General features: G+C 34.1%; 17 protein-coding genes. 4 read left to right on the forward strand and 13 right to left on the reverse strand.

What is annotated here, in order from left to right:
• Nucleotides 1-183 precede the first annotated feature (183 nt).
• Nucleotides 184-1107 (reverse strand): transcription antitermination protein NusB, encoded by a 924-nt coding sequence (locus tag IKK64_06895; protein MBR4119785.1) that lies wholly within the window; start codon nucleotides 1105-1107, stop codon nucleotides 184-186.
• A gap of 332 nt (nucleotides 1108-1439) precedes the next feature.
• Here IKK64_06895 and IKK64_06900 point away from each other — a divergent pair, with 332 nt between their 5' ends.
• On the forward strand, nucleotides 1440-1709 hold the full coding sequence (locus tag IKK64_06900; GenBank protein MBR4119786.1) for a DUF3276 family protein: 270 nt from the start codon (nucleotides 1440-1442) through the stop codon (nucleotides 1707-1709).
• A 49-nt stretch (nucleotides 1710-1758) separates the two neighbouring features.
• Here IKK64_06900 and uvrA read toward each other — a convergent pair whose 3' ends face one another.
• A complete protein-coding gene (gene uvrA / locus IKK64_06905; protein MBR4119787.1) occupies nucleotides 1759-4575 on the reverse strand; it encodes an excinuclease ABC subunit UvrA in 2817 nt (938 codons plus the stop codon).
• A 35-nt stretch (nucleotides 4576-4610) separates the two neighbouring features.
• Nucleotides 4611-5927 carry a gliding motility-associated C-terminal domain-containing protein gene (locus IKK64_06910; GenBank protein ID MBR4119788.1) on the reverse strand — a complete coding sequence of 439 codons (1317 nt, stop codon included), beginning with the start codon at nucleotides 5925-5927 and terminating at the stop codon, nucleotides 4611-4613.
• Between the two features lie 298 nt (nucleotides 5928-6225).
• Between IKK64_06910 and IKK64_06915 the strand changes: the two genes are divergently transcribed.
• Nucleotides 6226-8103, forward strand: a complete 1878-nt coding sequence (locus tag IKK64_06915) for a LysM peptidoglycan-binding domain-containing protein (protein MBR4119789.1) — start codon at nucleotides 6226-6228, stop codon at nucleotides 8101-8103.
• A complete protein-coding gene (locus IKK64_06920; protein ID MBR4119790.1) occupies nucleotides 8103-8792 on the forward strand; it encodes a PorT family protein in 690 nt (229 codons plus the stop codon). The genes IKK64_06915 and IKK64_06920 overlap by 1 nt, the downstream gene beginning before the upstream one ends.
• An 11-nt stretch (nucleotides 8793-8803) precedes the next feature.
• On the opposite strand, the gene IKK64_06925 is transcribed toward IKK64_06920, so the two are convergent.
• From IKK64_06925 to rlmD, 4 genes are read right to left on the reverse strand one after another with little or no spacing between them, the layout of a single operon-like run.
• Nucleotides 8804-9427 (reverse strand): thiamine diphosphokinase, encoded by a 624-nt coding sequence (locus IKK64_06925; protein ID MBR4119791.1) that lies wholly within the window; start codon nucleotides 9425-9427, stop codon nucleotides 8804-8806.
• Nucleotides 9420-10013: a nicotinamide mononucleotide transporter gene (locus IKK64_06930; protein MBR4119792.1), complete on the reverse strand. Its 594-nt coding sequence runs from the start codon at nucleotides 10011-10013 to the stop codon at nucleotides 9420-9422. Before IKK64_06930 ends, IKK64_06925 begins: the two co-directional genes overlap by 8 nt.
• A gap of 13 nt (nucleotides 10014-10026) precedes the next feature.
• Nucleotides 10027-11406 (reverse strand): MFS transporter, encoded by a 1380-nt coding sequence (locus IKK64_06935; GenBank protein MBR4119793.1) that lies wholly within the window; start codon nucleotides 11404-11406, stop codon nucleotides 10027-10029.
• 25 nt (nucleotides 11407-11431) lie between these two features.
• The gene (gene rlmD / locus IKK64_06940) at nucleotides 11432-12841 is read right to left on the reverse strand and encodes a 23S rRNA (uracil(1939)-C(5))-methyltransferase RlmD (GenBank protein MBR4119794.1); all 1410 of its coding nucleotides are present in this window, start codon (nucleotides 12839-12841) and stop codon (nucleotides 11432-11434) included.
• A gap of 231 nt (nucleotides 12842-13072) precedes the next feature.
• Here rlmD and IKK64_06945 point away from each other — a divergent pair, with 231 nt between their 5' ends.
• Nucleotides 13073-15784 carry a pyruvate, phosphate dikinase gene (locus IKK64_06945; protein ID MBR4119795.1) on the forward strand — a complete coding sequence of 904 codons (2712 nt, stop codon included), beginning with the start codon at nucleotides 13073-13075 and terminating at the stop codon, nucleotides 15782-15784.
• Nucleotides 15785-15933: 149 nt separating this feature from the next.
• Here IKK64_06945 and IKK64_06950 read toward each other — a convergent pair whose 3' ends face one another.
• The 6 genes from IKK64_06950 to IKK64_06975 all read right to left on the reverse strand — a co-directional run bounded on the left by IKK64_06950 (nucleotide 15934) and on the right by IKK64_06975 (nucleotide 25205).
• Entirely contained in the window at nucleotides 15934-16722 is a 789-nt protein-coding gene (locus IKK64_06950) for a formylglycine-generating enzyme family protein (GenBank protein ID MBR4119796.1), read from the reverse strand.
• 579 nt (nucleotides 16723-17301) lie between these two features.
• Complete coding sequence (locus IKK64_06955) at nucleotides 17302-17499, reverse strand: hypothetical protein (protein MBR4119797.1); 198 nt, start codon at nucleotides 17497-17499, stop codon at nucleotides 17302-17304.
• A gap of 31 nt (nucleotides 17500-17530) precedes the next feature.
• Nucleotides 17531-19279: a phospho-sugar mutase gene (locus IKK64_06960; GenBank protein MBR4119798.1), complete on the reverse strand. Its 1749-nt coding sequence runs from the start codon at nucleotides 19277-19279 to the stop codon at nucleotides 17531-17533.
• 90 nt (nucleotides 19280-19369) lie between these two features.
• A complete protein-coding gene (locus tag IKK64_06965; protein MBR4119799.1) occupies nucleotides 19370-21043 on the reverse strand; it encodes a M23 family metallopeptidase in 1674 nt (557 codons plus the stop codon).
• A gap of 19 nt (nucleotides 21044-21062) precedes the next feature.
• Nucleotides 21063-22454 carry an alanine:cation symporter family protein gene (locus tag IKK64_06970; protein ID MBR4119800.1) on the reverse strand — a complete coding sequence of 464 codons (1392 nt, stop codon included), beginning with the start codon at nucleotides 22452-22454 and terminating at the stop codon, nucleotides 21063-21065.
• 6 nt (nucleotides 22455-22460) lie between these two features.
• On the reverse strand, nucleotides 22461-25205 hold the full coding sequence (locus tag IKK64_06975) for a valine--tRNA ligase (protein MBR4119801.1): 2745 nt from the start codon (nucleotides 25203-25205) through the stop codon (nucleotides 22461-22463).
• Between the last annotated feature and the right edge of the window lie 6 nt (nucleotides 25206-25211).

A 25211-nucleotide genomic window follows, 5' to 3' on the forward strand; every position in this document is an offset into this window, starting at 1 on the left:
GACGTTTTGATTGAGGACGTATCATAAAGAAATAGAATATTGCAACCAATGCTACAATAAATATAATATTTCCCCAACCTGCACCTTGTGCTTGCTCTTGTAATAAAATTGACAAAATTGTACTCATAATCTATAATTTTAATATGTTCTTATTTTATAATGTTCTAAATTAATAAAAGTTTTTCAATCTTTATTTATCTTACCTTCTTTTTTTAGTTTTTTTATAATTGCATCTAAGACTCCATTTATAAATGTAGCACTTTTATCAGAACTATACGATTTTGCTAATTCAATATATTCGCTTAATGTCACATTTACTGGAATTGATGGAAACATTCTTGCCTCTGTTAATGCCATACACATTATAACAAAATCCATATTTGCTATTCTATCTGCTTCCCAGTTTTTTGCAGCACCTGAAATATGCTTTATATTAGCATCAAAATCAAGAATTGTATGACTTAACAACTTTCCGGGAAAATCAGAATCTGCTTCGGCATCGAAAGAATCAATAATTTTTGCATCTTCAGTTGAATCTTCTTTAAATGATTTAATTGTCTTTAAAACAAATGTAACAATTATATCTATATCATTATTCCAGTAGAGAGATTCGCCTTCTAATACTTCATCAATTTCTGGTTCGTCTGCCCAACCTTTAAGAATTTTCTTCCAAAAATTTTTGTCTGCTTCGTATGAATCTTCTTGCTCTAAATAATCAGCATAAATATCACTTGACAATATTGAATCAAGCAATGATTTCACCAAACGAGGATTAAGGACAGCATTTACCTCAGGATTCTTCTCCAAATATTCATTCATCTGAATATTTTCTGATAATTGCTTTGCCAATCTGTTTTTTGATAATCTCCAATCTATATCTTTATCGGCAATAGGATTTATATATCTTCCTCTTAATCTTTCAATCCTCTCATTTTGTTCATCTGTTAATTTCACAATTAACTGTAACAAAAGAATATACAAGTCGTATGTTTTTTTGATACTTTGAACATACTCCATCTCTGACTGAGCAATTGTTTTATCTCTATCAATAAATGCCGAAAATACTATTTGAAGTATTTTATTGCGTATTAATACACGATTTGTCATCTCTTACTCTTATTAATTATAATTAGCCTTTCTCTAAAGGTTGTGCAAAGATACTAACAAACGAGCGAGAAATATGAAGTTTACTTCAATATTTTTCACAGCGAATGAAGTGTATCTTCGCGATTTCTCGCAAAGATACTAATTTTTTACGAAATATAGAATTATTGTTTGCACTCTTCTTATATGAAGAAATCAAACATAAGATATTTTGAACATTATAAGATTTCAAATCTTAATTTTTGTTAAATTATAAAATAAAAGATAAAAAAGGTAGGATTTTTAAATATTTTAAATATTATATTTGCATTGTAACATTTTTTAAGCAGAAAAATATGGATAGCAAGACAGTCAATGAGCAAGTTTTTGAAAAAGAGATGTTGTTTTCTAAAATTATTAAAGCTGGAAGTCGTGTTTACTACATTGATGTAAAAAGGAGTAAAAAAGAAGATTACTACATCACAATTACTGAGAGTAAAAGAGTTTCTTCAAAGGATGAAGTTGTTCCAAGATACGAAAAACACAAACTATTTTTATATAAAGAAGACTTTGAAAAATTCAAAGATGCTCTAAATGAAGCCATTGACTTTACCAACAAAGAGTAAATACTTTTTAGAGTAATGATATTTGCCAAGTATTTAATATTAGAGTCTGTTAAATCTCCTCTTTTAAATACTTGGTAGTATAAGTTGAGTAAGTTTCACAAATATCTTTAGGTGTTCCTGCACACAATATTTCTCCTCCTCCTACTCCTCCTTCAGGACCCATATCTATAATATAATCGGCCGATTTTATTATATCAAGATTGTGTTCAATCACCAAAATCGTATTTCCCTTATCGGCAAGTTTATTTAATACATTCAAAAGAACTCTTATATCTTCAAAATGAAGGCCTGTTGTTGGTTCATCTAATAGATACAAGGTATTACCAGTGTCTTTCTTTGATAATTCAAATGCTAATTTAACTCTTTGGCTCTCTCCTCCCGATAGTGTAGTTGAAGGTTGTCCTAACTTGATATATCCTAAGCCAACATCTTGAAGAACTTTTATTTTATTTAAAATAGTTGGTACATTCTCAAAAAACTCTACCGCTCTATTTATTGTCATATCTAATATATCGGCAATGGTTTTTCCTTTATATCTAACCTCTAAGGTTTCATTGTTATAGCGTTTTCCATGACATACATCACACAATACCATAACATCAGGCAGAAAATTCATCTCAATACTTTTATACCCATTACCTCCACACGCTTCACATCTTCCGCCAGATATATTAAATGAAAAACGACCTGATTTATATCCCCTAATTTTTGATTCGGGAAGTTCAGCAAATAAATTTCTTATATCTGAAAATACATTTGTATAGGTAGCTGGAGTTGATCGTGGTGTACGTCCTAAAGGAGATTGATCAATTGTAACAAGTTTATCAATATACTCAATTCCTTCAATCTTTGTATATGGCAAGGGTTTCTTTAAGGAACGATACATTTGAGAACTTATAATTGGCTGGAGTGTTGAATTTATTAACGAAGATTTTCCGCTACCCGATACTCCTGTTATACATACAAACTTTCCTAACGGCAATTCTAAATCTACATTTTTTAGATTATTACCATTTGCTCCTATGAGTTTTATATACTTTCCATTTCCCTCTCTATATTTTTTTTGAGGAGAAATTTTGCGTGTTCCATTTAAATATCCCGCTGTTATGGTATTTGATTTCAACATCTCCTCTGGTGTTCCTGCAAATACTACTTCTCCTCCTTTGCGTCCAGCTCCTGGTCCTAAATCTATTATATAATCCGCAGCAAGCATCATATCTTTATCATGCTCTACTACAATTATAGTATTTCCTATATCTCTCAGTTTTTTTAGAGATTCAATAAGTTTTATATTATCTCTTTGATGAAGTCCTATACTAGGTTCATCTAAAATATAGAGAACATTAACAAGACGTGTTCCTATTTGTGTTGCCAATCTTATACGCTGACTCTCTCCTCCTGAAAGTGAGACAGAGGTTCTATTTAAACTTAGATACGACAATCCTACATCAATCAAAAACTTCAAACGGTTTTTTATCTCTTTGATAATCTCGTTAGATATTGATTTTTGTTTTTCAGTAAGTTGAGGTTCTATTTCATCAAACCATTCATACAAAGAGTTTATATCCATATTTGCCAGTTCTGCAATGTTTTTTCCTGCAAATCTATAATGTAATGCCTCTTTGTTTAGTCTCATTCCCTTGCACTCTTCACATTGAACAACTGAAACATATTGTCCTGCCCATTTTTGGGCTTGAGATGAAGCCTCTGATGAGTTTTGTATTTCAATATATTTTACTATTCCCTCGTAAGGGGTAAAGAAACTAGATGATGCTCCCAATACATGGTCTTTTATTACCAAACGTTCGGTTGTGCCATTCAGAATCTCATCCATTGCTTCATCAGGAATATCTTTTATTGGTGTCTTTAATGTAACACCATACTTTTCACATATAGCCTCAATTTGCCAAAAAACCAAACTGTTTTTATACTTTCCAAGAGCCTCTATTCCTCCTTGATGTATTGAGAGATTTGTATCGGGAATAATCTTTTCTCTGTCAATAATGTTAACATATCCTAAGCCTTTACAACAGGGGCAGGCTCCATTAGGAGAGTTAAACGAGAAATTGTGAGGGGCTGGTTCAGAATAAGACAATCCTGTTTTTGGATCCATCAACATTCTACTATAATGACATACCTCATCAGTATCAATATCTAATATCATAATCAGACCTTCACCTCGTTTCATTGCATTTCGCAAACTCTCCCTCAATCTTCGCTCATCGGTTGCTGCAACTCTCAGCCTATCTACAACAAGTTCTATGCTATGATTCTTATATCTATCAAGTTTTAACCCCGGTAATATTTCACGTATTTCTCCGTCAATTCTAACATTTAAATATCCCTTTTTTCTTACTTGTTCAAAAAGTTCTTTATAGTGTCCTTTTCTATTACGCACCAAAGGTGCCAATATCATTATCTTTTTATTTGCATACTTATCAAGCACCAAGGAGATTATTTGTTCCTCGCCATATTTAACCATTTTCTCTCCTGATAAATATGAATATGCCTCCCCTGCTCTTGCAAAGAGTAGTCGCATAAAGTCATATACTTCGGTTGTAGTACCAACTGTTGAACGAGGATTCTTATTTGTTGTTTTTTGCTCTATTGCTATTACTGGAGATAAGCCTGTAATTTTATCTACATCTGGACGTTCTAAAGCTCCTAAGAAGTTTCGAGCATACGATGAAAATGTTTCTATATATCTTCTTTGTCCTTCGGCATATATAGTATCAAAAGCCAATGAAGACTTACCACTTCCACTCAAACCAGTTATAACCGTTAAACTGTTTCGCGGAATTGTCACATCTATATTTTTTAGATTATTTACTCTTGCACCTATTACCTCAACACTGCCTTTTGACATAGATATTTATCAATTTAACTATATACAAATTAACCTTACTCTTCGTACGTATCTTTACCTCTCAATATATTTATGTGACCTTTTAATTTATAGTCTTTATTATCAGATCCTTTTGCCTGAATTACATAGTAATATACTCCAGATGGTACATATTTACCTTTATACTTTCCGTCCCACCCTATTGAGGGATCGTTGAAATCAAACATCTTGACTCCCCATCTATCAAATATTGCACATTTAAATTCCACAATAGATTTATATGCAACTTTCCACTCATCATTTACACCCGGAGAAACACCCGGAGAGAATGCATTGGGGGCATCTATGAAAGAATCGTTAACAACTATTGTATATGTCATATCTTTACTACACACTCCATTCTCAGCATGAAGTCTGACGTATGTAGTTCCTGCATCTTTAAAGGTGTAGTTAAGTGTTTGATCAAGATAGGTTGCATATATTACAGGCGATTCATCTTCTGGACCAATAGCACTCTTAAAGAATTGCCAGCAAAAATAGTTTTCCTCGTTTACAAATGCTTCAAACTCCATTTCGACAGGAGCAGAACCGCCGTAGGCTTCTCCCTCAACATCTTCATAAATCTCATTTGTTGCTTCTCTTTCAATTTGCGTAACAACAGCCTCCATAAATATTGCTTTTGGTGCATATTCTTCATCGGTAGGAGTCTCCTTTATAGGATCTCCCCAGGCATTTGGCATATCATCAACCAAGGTAATAAATGTTGTTTCGTATGGCGACTCTATAACTAATTTATCATCCAACGATGGTTCTCCTATCACTTCCACCTCTACCGATGTTTCAAGACTCTCCTCCTCTTCATTCCATAGCCAAGTATTATATTTTACTTTTCGAGGGATTGTTCTTGGAACACCATCTTTTGTATAATACAAGATTGTTAAACCTTCTCCTACCAACCTTGCATTATCACAAATATTAGAATATGAATAATCACATTCAAGAGAAGATACTGATTTGTATGCAGATACCCAAAAACGATAAACATCAACTCCTTGTTCTATTATATATCCACAATCTTTATCTCCTCCAGTAAAAGTTAGAGATTTACCCTGTTGTACCGCAGTTGTTATCTGATTTTTATATGTATCTCCCAAAGTTCCAAACGAATACAACTTCATAGGTTCATCCTTTTCTGATGTAAATACAAAACTCAGAGGCGAATTTTCGGGTAATACATAGCATCCCATATTTAAACCTGTTGAAGATTTGGTGTCATATTTATAAGAATTACCATTATTCACAACCAAAATAGACTGCGAAAATGTGGCAATAGTAAATAATAAACAAGTAATTATTAATAAAATTCTTTTCATAGAATTGACTATATAATTTTTATTGCGAAGATACAATTTAAAATAATATTTTTATTGTAAACTATCTAAAAATCTAAACACAAAATATGTTTTTATACTTTTTATAAATTATTTAATTTCTATCTGATTCTATTAAATTCAGTATATAAATTTGACTATTTTAATTTTCAGATAGTTATTTAAGAGCATCTTTATATTAAACGGAAACAATATTAAAATATTACAAGTTGCAATAATAAGGTTTTTTTCATAACTTCGCACTTTGTAATGATATATTTATAATTATATTATCTGCTTTATGAAACATTTTGGCAAAATATTAACAATAGTCATATTTATACTATCCATAGGTTTAAATGTAGAGGCCACAGATGGATACAAAAAAACTATAATAAACGGAACCGAATGCTATATATATTATGTTCAACCCGGTGAGGGATTTTATAGTATTGGCAGAAAATTTGGCGTAACTCGCGATGAGGTGGTTAAATTTAACCCAACTACAAAAAATGGATTAAATAAAGGTGCTAAACTATACATTCCTACAATAGCACAAGCAAATAGCAATAGTACTCAAAGTAATGTATTACCTACAACACACATTGTAAAAGCAGGAGAAAGTCTATATGCTATTTCAAAGAAATACAATATTTCAATTAATGAGGTAAAAACTCTAAACAACTTAAATTCAAACTCAATTAAGGTTGGGCAGGTATTAATTGTAAGTAACAGTAAACCTCAAAAACAGGAAGAGCAACAACAATTGATAATTAAAGATAAAGAAGAAGTTAATGAAACTATAGAATTAAAAACTGATACTCTTCAAAAAAACGAAGTTATTGATAATAAAGTTGTAATAAATGGCGTAACATACAACACTGAAAAATATGTTGTGAAAAGAAGAGAAACGCTATATAGCATATCTCAAAAATTCAACACAACTGTTGATGCAATAATTGCGTGCAATCCTAATTTAGGCGGAATCATAAAGAAAGATGATATTTTATATATTCCTTTAACACAAGAGGTTAAAAAGGTTGTAAGTGAATATGAGGCAGAAAATAAACACATTATACTAAACTACGATAATAATGATGAGAAATCTAACGAAATAAATATTGCTGTTATATTTCCATTTAAATTATCAATTTCAGGTGCTCAATCGCCATATTCAGACTACTATAAAGGATTACTATTAGCATTGGATAGTTTAAAAAATAATGGATTAAAATCAAATGTTTATACATACGACACCAATGGTGATATTAACACTCTAAAAGAGCTTCTTAACAAACCAGAGATGAAAGATGTCAACATTATCTTTGGCTCTGATAAGAATGAGGAGATTGCTCTATTGAGTACCTTTGCTAAAGAGAATAAAATTTATCTTGTGAATTCTTTCTCTGTTAAAAACAAAGAGTATGAAAATAATCCTTATATAATACAAGGACATATTCCAAGCAATATATTCTTCGCAACAGCAAGTAAGCATTTAATTGAAACTACGACTGATAAAGAGATTATCTTTTTAATAGATAATCAAGAACAAAATGACAAAGCAGACTTTGTTGATATTATTTGTAATGATTTACGATTAAACGGAAAAGAGTTTAAGAAATTCTCATTCAACGAAGTTACTGATTATGAAGTTCTTCTAAGTTCTATTAATGACAATAGTAATATTGTACTTGTTGCTTCATCTTCAAGCAAAAGCGGAGTGGCAAAAACTTGTGCTATTGCTACACGTTTAAAAGAGGGCAATCCAACAATATCTGTATCTATCTTTGGATACCCTGAATGGCAAACATACACAAAAGATTATTTAGAGACATTCCATGCCTTAAATACAACTATCTTCTCACGTTTTTACAGTGAACCAACCAAAAATAATTGGAAAGAGTTTAATAAAAATTTCAGATATTGGTTTGGTCCAGAGAAGAGTCTAATGTTTCCCTCTCCAAATTTATTGGGATTTGACGCAGGTATCTATTTAATAAATGGATTGCTTAGACACAATAATAATTTTGAACAATACTTGGAGACAATAGAATCTCAAAGCATTCAAACAGACTTCTCGTTCTCAAGATTATCAAACGAGAGTGGATTGGTAAATACCAACCTATACTTTATTACATTTACTCCTGATTTCAAAATAGTAAAAGAGAGAGTTAAATAATGAAACACACGTTAATTGTCCTAATTGTTATTTTATTTTCGATAGCCAACTCATTTGCCCAGAAAAAAATTGATAAGGAGTTATGGTTTGGAGCAAAAGGGGGTGTAACATTCTCTCAACTCTCAATCAGTCCAAGTATTAAACAGTCTATGGAGATGGGAGCTTTAGGTGGTGTTTCAATGAGATATATTGAGGAGCGTTTCTTTGGTATTGTTTTGGAACTGAACTACGCTGAAAAAGGATGGAAAGAGAAATTTAAGGATAGTGACTCTCATTATAAATATAGTAGGACTTTAAATTATATTGAACTTCCTTTTTTAGCACATATATATTTTGGTAAAAAAAGTTTTAGATTTTTTGTTAATATAGGACCTCAAATAGGTATCTGTGTTGGAGAAAAAACAAAATCAAACTTTGATCTAAACTCAATGCCTAAATTTGCTATCAACAGAGAGACTACCCACTACAATATGGCTGTTGACAAGCCTTTTGATTATGGATTAACAGGAGGTTTAGGTTGTGAGGTAAGAATCAAAAATAATCACGCAATTATATTAGAAGGCAGGTATTACTTTGGTCTTGCTGATATATTCAACAATAAAAGTGCTGATTATTTTTCAGTCTCTTCAAACCAATCTATACTTGCATCTTTATCTTACATATATAATATAAAAGGTAGAAAAAAATAGACTTAACCTATTTAATAGGTCATAAAAACAAGATACTCCCCTTTTGCATTTATTGAAAATATATCCGTTTGGCAACAATTTAATGTTCCTTGCCAAAGTGAAGTAAAGTCGTAAATAGGATATTTTAACCCTACTGATGAGAAAGCAGATGCATTTACATTAAATATAGAAACTTGAATTCCTTCTCTTGATGACATCTCGATATTACCATTACAAGGGATAAAGACTCCGTAATCAGTATAGCATCTAATATTCAAACCTTTTCGCTTATATTCAGATAGTAACGAAATATTTCCTATTGTGTGATCTTCTCGTTTTCCTGTTGCTCCTACAATAGCAATAGTATTACACCCTTTTGAGATTAAGAAATTGACTGCTTTAGTCTGGTCATTCGTATCTTGATCTGGGACATAATGGATAATATCAGAATAAAGCTCTCTATTCTCAGCACTCAATGAATCTCCATCCCCTATTATAATGTTAGGAGTATAACCTTTTGCTATATAAGTATCTGCTCCACCATCACAACACACCACATACTTGGCATTATGCAATATCTGCAATGGTATTTCATGAGAAGGAAATTCTCCGTTTGCTAAAATTACCGCATCTATATTATCTATAAAATCACTCATTTAAAAGCATCATTTTCTTCCATTTTATATATCCAAATATTGCAATAACTGCATACAGAGCATATAAAGCAGAAGTATAATATAAATCTTTATATATATACAAACCTACACTTACAACATCAACTACTATCCACACCAACCATTGCTCAACATATTTACGAGCCAACATCCACATTGCTATAATACTAACTGATGTTGTAAATGAATCAAGCCATGGTACATTACTATTTGTATATGTTATAAGCACCCAAGTTATTAAAAATTGAAGTATAAGATATACTGCAATTAATTTAAACCATAACTTCTTAGGAAGTGATGAAATCTTCAACTCCTCTACTCTCTCCTTTCTTGAAGAGGTTTTAAATAGTTTAATGTTATACTTCCATGCAAACCATCCATAAATTGCTATAAGCAGATAGTAGATATTAATTGCAAAATCGGCATAGAGCCCTGCGTTATAGAATATATATGTATATATGGCAGGCATTATAATGCTTACTACCCACAAATATATATTTGCCTTATATTCAAGCCATAGATATATAAGACCAATAATAGTACCTAATATTTCGATATATAATTCCACAAATTATAATTTTTTACCCTTTTATATTGGGCTCTTCTAATCCGTACGATTTAGATTTATCTTCTCTCTTTAACCATATTGCAAATAGCATTGCTACAACACCAAGAGAGGCAAATATTATCATAGGTAGTGTATAATCGTATTTGATTTTATCATCAGTAACAGATGATACAATGCAATACTTTTCAAGAATCCATCCAATCAATAAAGGAAATCCCATAAGTCCCCAGTTTTGAACCCAGAATATTAGTGAGTAAGCTGTTCCCAACTCTTTCTCATTAATTATTTTTGGAACTGATGGCCACATTGCAGATGGAACAAGTGAGAATGCCGCACCCAATATAAACATTAAGATTAAAGCAAATACCCAATTATTAAATATTGGCATAGCAAATAGTAAATGTACCGCAACAAGAAGCAACGATCCAAAAATCATTATAGTGGCACCATATCCTTTACGGTCGTACATCATTCCAAATAGAGGTGTAAGAACCATTGTTCCGAAAGGTAATACAGATGGTATAATTCCTGCCAATGATGGCTCTACATTATATTTATGCACCATCAAATCAGAGGCATATTTTAAGAATGGGAATACAGCAGAATAGAAGAATACACATATTATCGCTATCAACCAAAAACCTTTATTTGTGATTACATTCTTAACATCTGAGAGTTTAAATTTCTCCTCATCTGTATCATCATTTAATTCTCCATTTGTTTGTTTATCAAGTTGCTTATCAAAGAATGTGTATCCTATAAATCCTACGAAACCAATACATAAGAACAACAAACACATAAGGATTGGCATTGCTTGATTGTAATCGACCAACTTACCTTCTTGCATTACACCAAAATACTCTGCTATTGGCATTGCAAACATTAGTGCCACAATTGTTCCTATTCTGGCTATTGCTACTTGCAATCCTAAGGCAAGGGCTATCTCTTTTCCTTTAAACCACTTTACAATTATTTTTGTAACTGTAATATTCATTATTTCACAACCAACACCAAATATTGCAAAACCTAACGAGGCCATAAGTACTTGACTATTTATACCTAAGATTTCATTATCTGAAGGTAATGCGTCAATTGCAAAATATTTAATTGTTGCTCCAATTATCATCAACAAAGCTGATGTTAACCCTGTAAAACGGATGCCTAATTTATCAAGAATTAAACCTCCGAAAATTATCATCAATAAGAATACATTCAAGTATCCGTATGCTCCTGAAAATATTCCATAATCGGTACTACTCCAGTTCAGTTCATTCTCTAACACATCTTTTAATGGAGCCATTATATCGGTTAAAACATAACCGCACATCATTGTAAACGAAACTATCAACATTACACCCCATCTTACAGATGATTTATCACTTAATTTTTGCATATTATATATTCTTTATATTACTTAATTATCTTTTTTCAAATAACATTACATTTTCAACATGGTGGGTATGAGGGAACATATCAACGGGTTGAACTTTTGTAATTTTATATGCACTCTCTAACATTGCTGCATCACGAGCCTGAGTTGCCGGATTACAACTTACATAAACAATCTTATCAGGAGCTGCGGCAAGTATAACATTTATAACATCTTCGTGCATACCAGCACGTGGAGGATCTGTAATAATCACATCAGGACGTCCGTTCTTCTCAACAAATTCATTTGTAAGAATATCTTTCATATCTCCTGCTATGAAATATGTGTTATCAATATTGTTTAGTTGAGAATTTACTTTTGCATCTTCAATTGCATCAGGTACATACTCTATACCAATAACTCTTTTTGCTTTCTTGGCAACAAAATTTGCTATTGTTCCTGTTCCGGTATAAAGGTCATAAACAAATTCATCTCCATTTAATGATGCAAAATCGCGAACTACACTATATAAACGATATGCCTGCTCTGAATTTGTTTGATAGAACGATTTTGGACCCACCTTAAATTTCAAATCCTCCATCTGTTCTATTATATGATCTTTACCACTCCATACTTCGATAGGCAAATCACTAATTATATCGTTACATTTTTGATTTACTACATACATTAACGAAGTAATTTCAGGAAACGAAGATGATATATGATTCATCATTGCTGAAATTTTATCATTATCGTTGGTAGCAAAGATAACAATAAGCATTATCTCTCCTGTTGAAGATGTACGAATGATAAGACCTCGCATATCTCCTTCTTGCGCTCTCAAATCAAAAAATGAATATCCGTTTTGTATAGCAAATTCCCTTATTGACAATCGTATCTTATTAGAAATATCATCTTGAAGATGACACTCCTTTACATCAAGGACCTTATCAAACATTCCCGGAATATGAAATCCTAAGGCATCACGCGAAGAGAACTCAATTTGAGAATCCAACTCCTCTTTTGTTAACCACGAACGATTTGAGAATGTAAACTCTAACTTATTACGATAATAATATTGTTTTTCAGAGCCCAATATAGGAGAAATATCAGGTAGTTGAACCTTCCCTATTCGTGTTAAATTATCAATTACTTGTTGTTGTTTGTACTCAATCTGTTTTGAATAATCAAGGTGTTGCCACTTACATCCTCCACAAACTCCAAAATGTTTACATTTAGGAGTAACCCTAAATGGTGAGTACTCTTTTATAGCAACAACCTTACCCTCGGCATAACTATTCTTTTTGCGAGTAAGTTGAATATCCGCAATATCACCTGGTGCAGCATAAGGGATAAACACCACTAAATCATTTACTCTTGTTACAGCTTTACCTTCTGCCGCAACTCCTTTTATTTCGACACCCTCAATCAAGGGTAATTCTCGTTTCTTACGTGCCAATTTTTATAATTTTAATATGGGATTACACTCTATTTTATATTAAAAAAAACCTTTCAAAGTTACACATAATTAGCCGAATTACCGCTATAAAATATTTTTTTTATTTTTTTTATCATTTACCCGTTATTGCACTTGCAAAATCAGACATATATTATTACTTTTGTAGTTAGTTCGTAAAATACGAAAAACAAATTTTTAATTACTATATATTAACTAAACACATCTTAAAGAATGAAGAGAGTTTATACTTTCGGTAACGGACAAGCAGAAGGTCGTGCCGATATGAAAAATCTTCTCGGAGGTAAAGGTGCGAACCTTGCTGAGATGAACTTAATTGGAGTTCCAGTTCCTCCGGGCTTTACCATCACAACAGAAGTTTGTACAACTTACACAAAAGAGGGTAAAGATGCAGTAGTTGCAATGATTAAAGAGGACGTTGAGAAAGCAATTGCTCACGTTGAGAATTTAATGGGTACAAAATTTGGTGATGCTAAAAATCCCCTATTAGTATCTGTACGTTCAGGAGCTCGCGTTTCAATGCCCGGTATGATGGATACAGTTCTTAACCTTGGTATCACTGAAGAGGTAGCAGAGGGTATTGCTGAGAAATCAGGCAATCCTCGTTTTGCTTGGGACTCTTACCGCCGTTTCGTACAAATGTACGGAGACGTTGTTCTTGGTATGAAACCAAAAAGCAAAACTGACATCGATCCATTCGAGGAGGTTATGGACAAAGTAAAAGAGGCTAAAGGTGTAAAATTAGATACTGAACTTGATGTTGAAGATCTTAAAGAGTTGGTAAAACTTTTCAAGAGCGCAGTTAAAGAGAGAACCGGCAAAGATTTCCCCGACAATCCTTGGGAGCAACTTTGGGGTGCTATCTGTGCTGTATTTGACAGTTGGATGAACGAGCGTGCTATCTACTACCGCCGAATGAACCAAATCCCAGAGGAATGGGGTACTGCTGTAAACGTACAAGCTATGGTATTCGGTAACATGGGTAACACTTCTGCAACTGGTGTTGCTTTTACTCGTGACGCTGCAACTGGTGAGGATATTTTCAACGGTGAGTATCTTATCAACGCTCAAGGAGAGGACGTTGTTGCTGGTATCCGTACTCCTCAACAAATCACAATCGAAGGTTCACGCCGTTGGGCAAAACTTCAAGGAATTAGCGAAGAGGAACGTGCTTCAAAATATCCTTCTCTTGAAGAGGCTATGCCTGAGTGTGCAAAAGACCTTATCGAGACTCAACAAAAATTGGAAGACTACTTTACAGATATGCAAGACCTTGAGTTTACTATCCAAGATGGTAAATTGTGGTTATTGCAAACCCGTAACGGAAAACGCACAGGTGCTGCCATGGTAAAAATTGCTATGGATATGCTTCGCGACGGACAAATCGATGAAAAGACTGTATTGAAACGTATGGAGCCTCAAAAACTTGATGAGTTACTACACCCAATCTTTGACAAAGTAGCTCTTAAAGAGGCACGTGTTATGGCAAAAGGTCTTCCCGCTTCTCCCGGTGCTGCATCAGGTCAAATCGTATTCTTTGCTGATGACGCTGAAGCATGGGCTGAGAAACGTAAAAAAGTTATCCTTGTTCGTATTGAGACTTCTCCAGAAGACCTTCGCGGTATGAACGTTGCACAAGGTATCCTTACTGCACGTGGAGGTATGACTTCACACGCTGCCGTTGTTGCTCGTGGTATGGGTAAATGTTGTGTATCAGGTGCAGGAGAAATCATCGTTGACTACAAGGCTCGTACAATTGAGATGAGTGGTAAAGTATATAAAGAGGGTGATTGGATTTCATTGAACGGATCAACAGGTGAAGTTTATGATGGTCAAGTTAGAACAGTTGAGGCTGACTTAAGCGGAGACTTTGGTGCTATCATGGATATCGCTGAGAAATTCACTCAAATGGATGTTCGCACAAATGCTGATACTCCTCGCGATGCTGAGACAGCTCGCCGTTTTGGAGCAAAAGGTATTGGTCTTTGCCGTACAGAGCACATGTTCTTTGAGGGCGACCGTATCAAAGCAATGCGTGAGATGATTCTTTCAAAAGATGAAGAGGGACGTCGTGAGGCACTTAAGAAACTTCTTCCAATGCAACGTCAAGACTTCTACGGAATCTTCAAAGCAATGGATGGATTTGGTGTTACTATCCGTCTTCTTGATCCTCCTCTACACGAATTCGTACCTCATCAATTAGCAACTCAAAAAGAACTTGCTGAAGAGATGGGATTAACAATTGAAGAGGTTAAGAACGCTGTTGATTCACTTGCAGAGTTTAACCCAATGTTAGGACACCGTGGTTGTCGTCTTGGATGTACTTATCCTGAGATTACAGAGATGCAAGCACGTGCTATCATTGAGGCTGCAATGGATGCTCAAGCAGAGGGCGTAAAAGTAACTCCTGAGATTATGGTTCCTCTTGTAGGTTCTTTGAACGAGTTAAAAATGCAAGCAGAAGTTATCACAGCAACTGCAGAGAAAGTATTTGCAGAGCGTGGTGCAAAAGTTGACTATAAGATTGGTACAATGATTGAGGTTCCTCGTGCTGCTCTTACTGCTGATAAGATTGCTGAGGTTGCTGACTTCTTCTCATTCGGTACTAACGACCTTACTCAAATGACATTCGGATTCTCTCGCGATGACGCTGGAAAATTCTTGAAAGTTTACCAAGAGAAAGGTATCTTGAAAAACGATCCATTCCAAATCTTAGATCAAGAAGGTGTTGGACAACTTGTTAAGATGGGTACTGAAAAAGGTCGTTCAACTAAGAGCCACTTAAAAGTTGGTATCTGTGGAGAGCACGGAGGTGAGCCTTCATCAGTTAAATTCTGTGCTTCACTTGGTATGAACTACGTAAGTTGTAGCCCATTCCGCGTGCCTATCGCACGTGTTGCTGCTGCTCAGGCTGCTGTTGAATAAGTAACAACTTAAACAACGATAAATGTTAAGAGGTCGGTTGAAAATCCGACCTCTTTTTTTTAGATAAATAATAATATTAACAATTCTGTACTTTTATAGCATTTCCTATATTTTATCTATGTTATTTATTAATTGTAGATTTAAGATTTTCAAGGTACACACACAACTCTAAATCCAATTTTAGAACTTTTTGATGATGATACATCATAAAAGCGATGTGTAACTCTACAACTTGAAGCATAATCGCTCCAACATCCTCCTCTTAATACTTTGTTATTTCCTACACTGTGATGTTTTACTGAATCATTCTTATAGGTATATGACATATATGTATCTAAGCACCATTCATATACATTTCCACTCATATCATATATGCCTAACTCATTTGGACGTTTTAATCCCACTGGGTGAATCTCTTTATTACTATTTGTAGAATACCATGAAACTTTATCAATTTCATCACTTCCACTATATTTTAGATTACTATTTTTTATTCCCCCTCGTGCTGCATATTCCCATTGTTCTTCAGATGGCAACCGGTAATTCTTTCCTGTCAATTCACTTAATTTTTCGCAAAAGAGAAGCGCATCATTCCAACTTATTCCATTTATAGGCAAGTTTTCTTCTACACCCGTATTGTCATTCATAATTATTTGCCATTGTTTTTGGGTAACTTCAAATGCACCTATATAATATGAATCTAAGAAAGACTCTATTGCCGGATATTCATCGCTATACCCCTCCTCTTTTTTTACTGTTCCTAAAATAAATGAACCTCCTTTTACGTAAATCATCTTCATTCCTAAGCCTGAAACTTGCTCTATATAACTTCCTGTTTGGTTAGAATCAAAGATATTCTCTTTTCTGTTTCTCTTTGCCTGAGCACTAAACATAATAATGGTTGAAATCATTACAGCAAAAAACAATACATTTCTCATAGTTTTAAATTTTTATATTCCCCTACTTTTATTATCAGTATTCTCTTATTACATACCAAAAGGTGCATTCCTGAATTTCTACCTTATAGATAGAGCAACAGAAATACACCTCCGAGATGGGGTGCATCAACTTTTGCTTCTCTCTACATTTATTCTGAAATTTGGTCGTTTTCGATTACGAGAAATCAGCGATGCCTAATATGTAAATTCAAACTTATTTTCTATTTAATTGCTTTTATATTTATTATCTATTCGTTTTTATTAATCAGTTTGTTAATATTATATTTTTTAATAATTACAAATAAAAAAGGTGCATTCCTACGCTCATCCTATGTAACCGAGGTACGACCAAGCACCCAAATGCATTAAAACAAGCAACAGAAATACACCCCATATAGGAGCATACTTATAACACTTGTTCATTAGCATTTTCTTAAATTGGTCGTTTTAGGTTACAAATGAACAATAACAAAAGTATTTTTACAAAAATAATAATAATTTCTGAATTTATTATTATATCACAAAAAATAAGAGTTACACTATACGTGCAACTCTTATTCATTCAAACATATGGTTTATTTACTTAATATTTTTAAACCACTCTGGTAGTTTGTCTTTTGCAAAGAAATAGTAAATTGCTAAACCTAACCAGCTTGTGATTAGTAATATCACTATTGCTAATACTTTTGCTAAACCAGACATTGGCATTTTCCAAATATCAAGTACGGCTTTTACACATAAGATTAATCCTAATAACCAAATAATAAAACTTATCATCTTCTCTTATTTTTAATTAGTAAATTATTTATTAAACACCAAGTGATGCTGCAACTGCTTTTATCTTCTCTTCTGCTTGTGCATTTACTGCCTCGTACTCTGCAGGTGAAGATAATGTTCCACGTACCTCGACATAGAACTTGATTTTTGGCTCTGTTCCTGAAGGACGTATCGAAACTTTTGTTCCGTCTTCGGTGAAGTATTGGATCACATTTGCTGTTGTTGGCATATCTAATGTATATGTCTCTCCTGCCAATACATCTGTTCCTTTTAGTGTTGCATAATCTTTTATCAAGATTACTTTTGAACCTGCTATCTCAGTTATTGGGTTTGCACGGAAGTTTTTCATCATTGCCTCTATCTCCTCTGCTCCACTCTTTCCTTTACGTACTACTGAGATTCCTTTCTCTTTTGAGAATCCGTATTTTACATAAATGTCTTGCAACATTTCATATACGCTCTTACCATTCTCTTTTGCCCATGCTGCTGCCTCTGCCATCATTGGTATTGCTGACACAGCATCTTTATCTCGGACAAAGTCTTCTACCAAGAATCCGTAACTCTCTTCTCCTCCTCCAATGTATCTCTCTTTTCCTTCTAACTCACGAATTACTGATGCAATCCATTTAAATCCTGTGTAGCAGTCGTAACATTTGATTGAGTTTTTATCTGCTATTGTTTTAATCAACTCACTTGTTACAATTGTTTTTACAATAAACTCGTTTCCTTTTAATGTTCCCATTTCACGTGAACGAGTCATTATATAGTTCAATAATAGAATTGCTATTTGGTTTCCGTTAATCAAAACGAACTCTCCTTTATCATTTTTAACGGCTACACCAAGACGGTCAGCATCCGGGTCTGATGCCATAATGATATCAGCATCTACCTCTTTTCCTTTCTCTATTGCCATATTTAAGGCAGCAGGTTCTTCTGGATTGGGAGATGCTACTGTTGGGAAGTTTCCGTCAGGAATATCTTGCTCGGGTACATTTATGATATTAGTAAATCCGAATGCACGTAGTGCTGCGGGTACTAATTTTACTCCTGTTCCATGTATTGGAGTGTAAACAATCTTCATATCACTGTTGCGCGCTACCAAATCGGGAGATAGTGATAGTTCTTTTATTTTGCTTACATATATATCGTCAATCTCTTGACCTATTACTTCTATTAGGTCAGGATTGCCTTGGAATTTGATATCTTCTATTCCAGCAACTTTGTTTACCTCTGCAATTGTATTTTTATCGTGTGGAGATATCATTTGTGCTCCATCGTTCCAATATGCTTTGTATCCGTTATACTCTTTTGGGTTGTGTGATGCTGTAAGAATAATTCCGCTTTGACATCCTAAATGACGTATTGCAAATGACATCTCTGGTGTTGGGCGCAACGACTCAAACAAATATACTTTTATTCCGTTTGCTGAGAATATATCTGCTGATATTTCTGCAAATTTACGACTGTTGTTACGGCTATCGTGTCCGATTACAACTTTAATTTGTGGTAGATCTGCAAACTCTTTTTTAAGATAGTTAGAAAGTCCTTGAGTTGCGGCTCCTACTGTATAGATATTCATACGGTTGGTTCCCACTCCCATTATTCCACGCAAACCTCCTGTTCCAAACTCTAAATCGCGATAGAATGCATCTATCAACTCTGTTTTGTCTTCTTGCTCCAATAGTCTTTTTACTTCGGCTTTAGTTTCAGCATCATAGCCTTCACCTAACCATACTTGGGCTCTTTCGGTTACTTGTTGTAATAATTCGTCGTTTTGCATATATTTTTGTTTTAAAAGTTGTCTAATTCACAAATTTAAACAATTAATTTATATATTGTTCTATTTTGAGATATTTTTTTTATTTACATACTAAAATCTTAAATTTCCACTATATAATTTCTCATTCCCACAATTATCTATTGCTTTAAATTTTATTATATGAGGTACTCCTGATTTTATTTTTGTTGTATCAATTTTATAACGTGCTATCTTATCTTTCATATCGTATGTAAACACTACAAATTCGCCATCAACCTCTCCTCTGAAATATTTCAAACCACTCTCGTCTTCTTTCACTGTAAATCGTATTTCCCCATCAACTACTCCATGATATTTTATATATGGTTTTGTTTGGTCGGCTTTTACGACAAACTGTCCAAATGTTTTAACTTGTGCGGTTAACCAACCATTATTATACTCCGATATATATTCTTGTGAGACTTTCCCCTTGTTCTTTCCTTCACTATTTACAGATACTATGTAGTATTTACTTTTATCTTGAATGGTATCAGCATCTATCTTTATTGAGAGTTTACAATTTTTATCTACTCCTGCATAGTATGGTTCTATTGTATGTATTGCCGAATAATTTCCCGATTTTATGGTATCTGATTTTGAATATTGAGGAATATAATTGTCATATAGAGCATACGCTGGTATTGTCATTCTGAAATTTTCTTCTTCTATAATATATTCTTCATTATATTTAACCGATTTTTGTTTTATAGGTTCACATTCTGTCTTTTCTCCAACTATTTCAAAAGCATATTCATCTTTGTTACCATAATAGTCAAAGACCTCATATCTAAATTTATATACTCTCTCTTCATCTATTGTGACCACTCCGTTATTTGATATTTTATTCTTTTCATAAAAGGGAAGGGTATTTCCTGGTGCAAGAAAACTTTGCATATAGAGGGAACGATTCTTTAAAAACTCCTCTCTATTAATATAGGTGTTTATTTGTCGCCCTTTATCAAATGAAAGTGTATCTATATGCGAAGAGTATATTAGTTCTTCATCTTTATAAAGGTTTACATAGTGTACGCCATAAATGTTTCTCATTCCATCCATATAGTCGTATGCTTCTACCGCTAATATCAAATCTCCCCACGCTTTTATTTGTGACACAACACTATTTTCTCCTACTTTAATAATTTGTATGTTGGTATTATTAACAATACCTCTATACGGCATTATAGATATTGCTTTAATTTTTGGAGAACGCGTATCTTTTATTTTATCTTTCAGATAGTTTAATGGTTCTAATGGATTTTGTGTTTGCGTATCACGTATCTCAAAATGTAGATGTGGTCCTCCACTACTTCCCCTGTTCCCTGTATACGCTACTATCTCTCCTTTTTCTACTTGTATTTCTGTGGGAGAGAAAGATAAATCTACGGCATAATACTTTAACTGCATTTGTTTCTGGTATAATATCTCTTCAATTTTAGGTATGAATGTATTTAGGTGAGCATACACCGATGTTATACCTGATGGGTGTGTTATGTAGAGGGCATTTCCGTAACCTCCCGCACTCACTGTTATTCGAGATACATATCCTGAATCTACTGCATATACAGGAGTTCCTATTGATGCTCTAAAATCGAGCCCTGTATGGAAGTGATTTGTACGTAACTCTCCAAAGTTTCCTGTAAGTTGTAAACTTCGTTTTAATGGGGGAACTATTTCTGCTTGACATACAAAATTGACTGCACATAACAAAAATATTATGTACAGTAATCCTATTTTTTTCTTTATCATATTTTTGATTTTATTTTTTTTACCAACAATCAATGTCGGGCGTGTTGAGTTCTTTTATCTGACTCTTTTTAAAGATAGGTGTTTGTATTCCCTTTTTCTTCTGCGATTTATAATCATCTAATAACAGATAGGTATATTTTCCTAATTTTGTTATTGATATTAGATTTATCAAAACTATAAATATCATAAACAAATCTGCCATTGCCCATACTACATCTAATGGTATTATTGCTCCTGCCATGACAATGAGTATCATTAATACTCTGAAAATGTTTACCAAAAGATTACTATCCTTTATAAAGCGAATATTTGCTTCTCCATAATATGAGTTACTAATACATGTACTGAAGCCAAAGAAGAATATTATTATTGCAATAAAGTGATATGCCCAACCTCCGGTTTTTGCACTTAATGCATACTGAGTAAGTGCTATACCCTCTAAGTTGTCAGGTGCATCTGCTCCTCCTATGAATATTAAGAATGCAGTACAACTACATATAATAAGGGTGTCAACAAAGACTCCCATTGCTTGAACAAATCCTTGATTTACCGGATGCTTTACATCGGCTGTTGCAGCAGCATTTGGAGCAGATCCCATTCCTGCTTCGTTACTAAACAATCCTCGTTTTACACCCATCATAATTGCCATACCAACACCGCCACCAACTACTTGGTCTACTCCAAAGGCGCTATCTATTATTAGTTTAAAGATTGCGGGTATTTGTTCTATATTTGCTAATACTATTGATACAACTACTAATATGTATGCGAATGCCATTAGTGGCACTAAGGTTGAAGTTACTTTTGCAACTCTTCCTACTCCTCCAAATATGGTTAAAGACATTAAGAGTCCTATTATTATCGCACTCCATATTGGAGTGATTCCGAATGCCTGACCTGCCGATATTGCTATAGTATTTGATTGAACCGAACAAATAATAAAACTAAATGTAAGGACTGATAGTATTGCTACTATAACAGCCCAAGTTTTACTTTTCAATCCTTTGTATATGTAATATGCTGGACCTCCTATAAAGAAGTTTCCGTTGCGTGATTTATAGAGTTGGGCAAGGGTTGATTCAACAAATGATGTTGCTGAATTTAGGATTGCCATTACCCACATCCAAAATATAGCACCAGGTCCTCCAATAGTAATTGCTAAAGCAACTCCTGCAAGATTTCCTACTCCTACTCTACTTGCTAACGATATTAGAAATGCTTCAACCGAAGAGATTGATCGTCCATCTTTTGATTGCTTTTGAGTTGATCCCTTTAATGTACGAATCATTTCTGGGAACATTGTTATCTGTACGGCTTTGGTTTTGATGGTAAACCATAAAGCAATTACCACCATAACCTCTACCATTATATTATTCCACAAAAAATCTACTATCGTTAAAAATAGATCCATAAGGTTTTATCCTTTTAGTGCTTTTATTCGTTCCTCAATAGATTTGATTTTACTCTCTGCATCGCTCTGTTTCTTTCGCTCTAACTCAACTACTTTTTGAGGTGCATTTGCTACAAATCTTTCGTTTGAGAGTTTACCCATAACGGTTTTCAAGAATCCTTGTTGGTATTTTAAATCTTCCTCAAGCTTCTTTAACTCTACCTCAACATCTATATTACCTTCCATTGGCACAGCATACTCTGTTGTTCCAACCATGAAGGTTATTGATGTTGCTGACTTCTCTTGAACAACTTCAATTGAAGAAAGGTTTGCTAATTTAACTATTATTGCATCAGCATAATTTTTATGCTCTCCTAATATCTGCAATGATAGTTGATTCTTGTTAGGTATATTTTTTTGTAATCTTATTGTTCTTACTCCTGCTATTATATTCTTGGCAACTTCGATATTAGTAACAACTTCTTTGTTGTATTCATCAACTTTGGGTAATTGAGCAACCATTATTGATTCTCCATCTTTTCTTTCTGAAATATGTTGCCACAACTCCTCTGTGATAAATGGCATAAATGGATGCAACAAACGCAATAGCATATCAAAGAACTCCAATGTTTTTGAATATGTTACTCCGTCTATTGGCATTCCGTATGTCGGTTTTATCATCTCTAGATACCATGCCGAGAATTCGTCCCAGAAGAGTTTATATACTGCCATCAAAGCCTCCGATAAACGGTATTTTGTAAATAGGTCTGCTACCTCAGCATTTACTTTTTTCAACTCTGAGTCGAACCACTCTACTGCTATTTTTGCACTCTCAGGTTGTTCTATTGTTGTATCTACTTGCCATCCATTTACAAGACGGAACGCATTCCAGATTTTATTATTGAAGTTACGTCCTTGCTCACACAAAGCATCATCAAAGAGGATATCGTTTCCTGCTGGTGCAGATAACATCATTCCCATACGAACACCATCTGCTCCGTACTTTTCAATCAAATCAAGTGGATCTGGAGAATTGCCAAGTGATTTTGACATTTTACGTCCAATCTTATCACGAACAATTCCAGTGAAATATACATTCTTAAATGGCATATCTCCTTTATACTCATATCCTGCCATAATCATACGGGCTACCCAGAAGAATATAATGTCTGGACCGGTCACAAGATCACTTGTGGGATAGTAGTAGTTTATCTCCTCGTTGTTTGGATTGTTAATTCCATCAAATAGAGATATTGGCCATAGCCATGATGAGAACCATGTATCAAGAGCATCATCATCGTGACGTAATTGCTCTTTAGTTATACTCTCATATCCCTCAATTGCTTTTGCCAACTCTAATGCTTTATCAATATTTTCAGCAACTACATATCTCTCTTCTTCTCCCTCTGCTGTTGGCAAGAAGTATGCCGGTATGCGATGTCCCCACCATAATTGGCGACTAATACACCAATCTTGGATATTCTCTAACCAATTTTGATATGTTGTTTTATATTTTGCAGGGTAGAATTTTAGTTCATCATTCATTACTGGCGGTAATGCAATGTCGGCAAAGTGTTTCATCCTCAAGAACCATTGCATACATAGGCGTGGCTCTACTGCTGTATCGGCATTACGCTCAGAGTATCCTACTTTGTTATCGTAATCCTCAACCTTTTCAAGAAGCCCTGCACTCTCTAAATCTTTTGCTATTAGTTTACGAACCTCCATACGATCCATTCCTACATACATTCCTGCCTCTTCACTTATTGTTGCATCAGCATTGAATATATCAATAGTTTCAAGATTGTGAGTTTTACCCAACATGTAGTCATTTGTATCGTGGGCAGGTGTTACTTTCAAGCATCCTGTTCCAAACTCAATCTCTACATAGCGGTCTTCTATAACAGGTATTACTCTGTTCACCAATGGTACTATTACTTTTTTGCCTTTTAGCCAAGAGTTTTTTGGATCTTTTGGGTTAATACACATTGCTGTATCTCCCATAATGGTTTCGGGACGTGTTGTAGCAACAACTGCATAACGGCGACCCTGCTCATCGCGATGCAAGATTTGATATTTTACTGTTGCATCAAAAGCATCCGATGGTTTTAAGGTTACTGCACCATTCTCCTCTCCATCTGTTGCCCCTGCCGGTTCATCAACATAGTAACGAAGATAGTAGAGCTTACTCTTTTCATCCTTATAGATTACCTCCTCGTTGCTGAGTGCTGTTTGAGCCTTAGGATCCCAGTTTACCATTCTCAATCCGCGATAGATAAGACCTTTGTTGTACAAATCAACAAAAACCTTTATTACACTTTCACTACGCTTTTCATCCATAGTAAAGGCTGTTCTATCCCAATCGCAACTTGCTCCAAGTTTACGCAATTGTTTAAGAATTATACCTCCATGTTCTTCGGTCCATTCCCATGCGTGTTTTAGAAATTCTTCACGAGTTAGATCACTCTTCTTAATTCCTTGCTCTGCTAATTTCTTTACAACTTTAGCCTCAGTTGCTATTGATGCGTGGTCGGTACCAGGAACCCAACATGCGTTCTTTCCCTCCATTCTCGCACGACGGACCAATATGTCTTGAATTGTATTGTTTAGCATGTGTCCCATGTGTAATACTCCTGTTACGTTTGGTGGGGGTATTACTACTGTGTATGGTTCTCTACCATCGGGTGTTGATTTGAACAAATTATTGTTTAACCAATACTCATACCACTTCTTCTCAACCTCTGAGGGATCGTATTTTGATGCTATTTCCATTTGTCT

The organism is Bacteroidales bacterium (assembly GCA_017521245.1).
Classification (GTDB): Bacteria; Bacteroidota; Bacteroidia; order Bacteroidales; family G3-4614; genus Caccoplasma_A.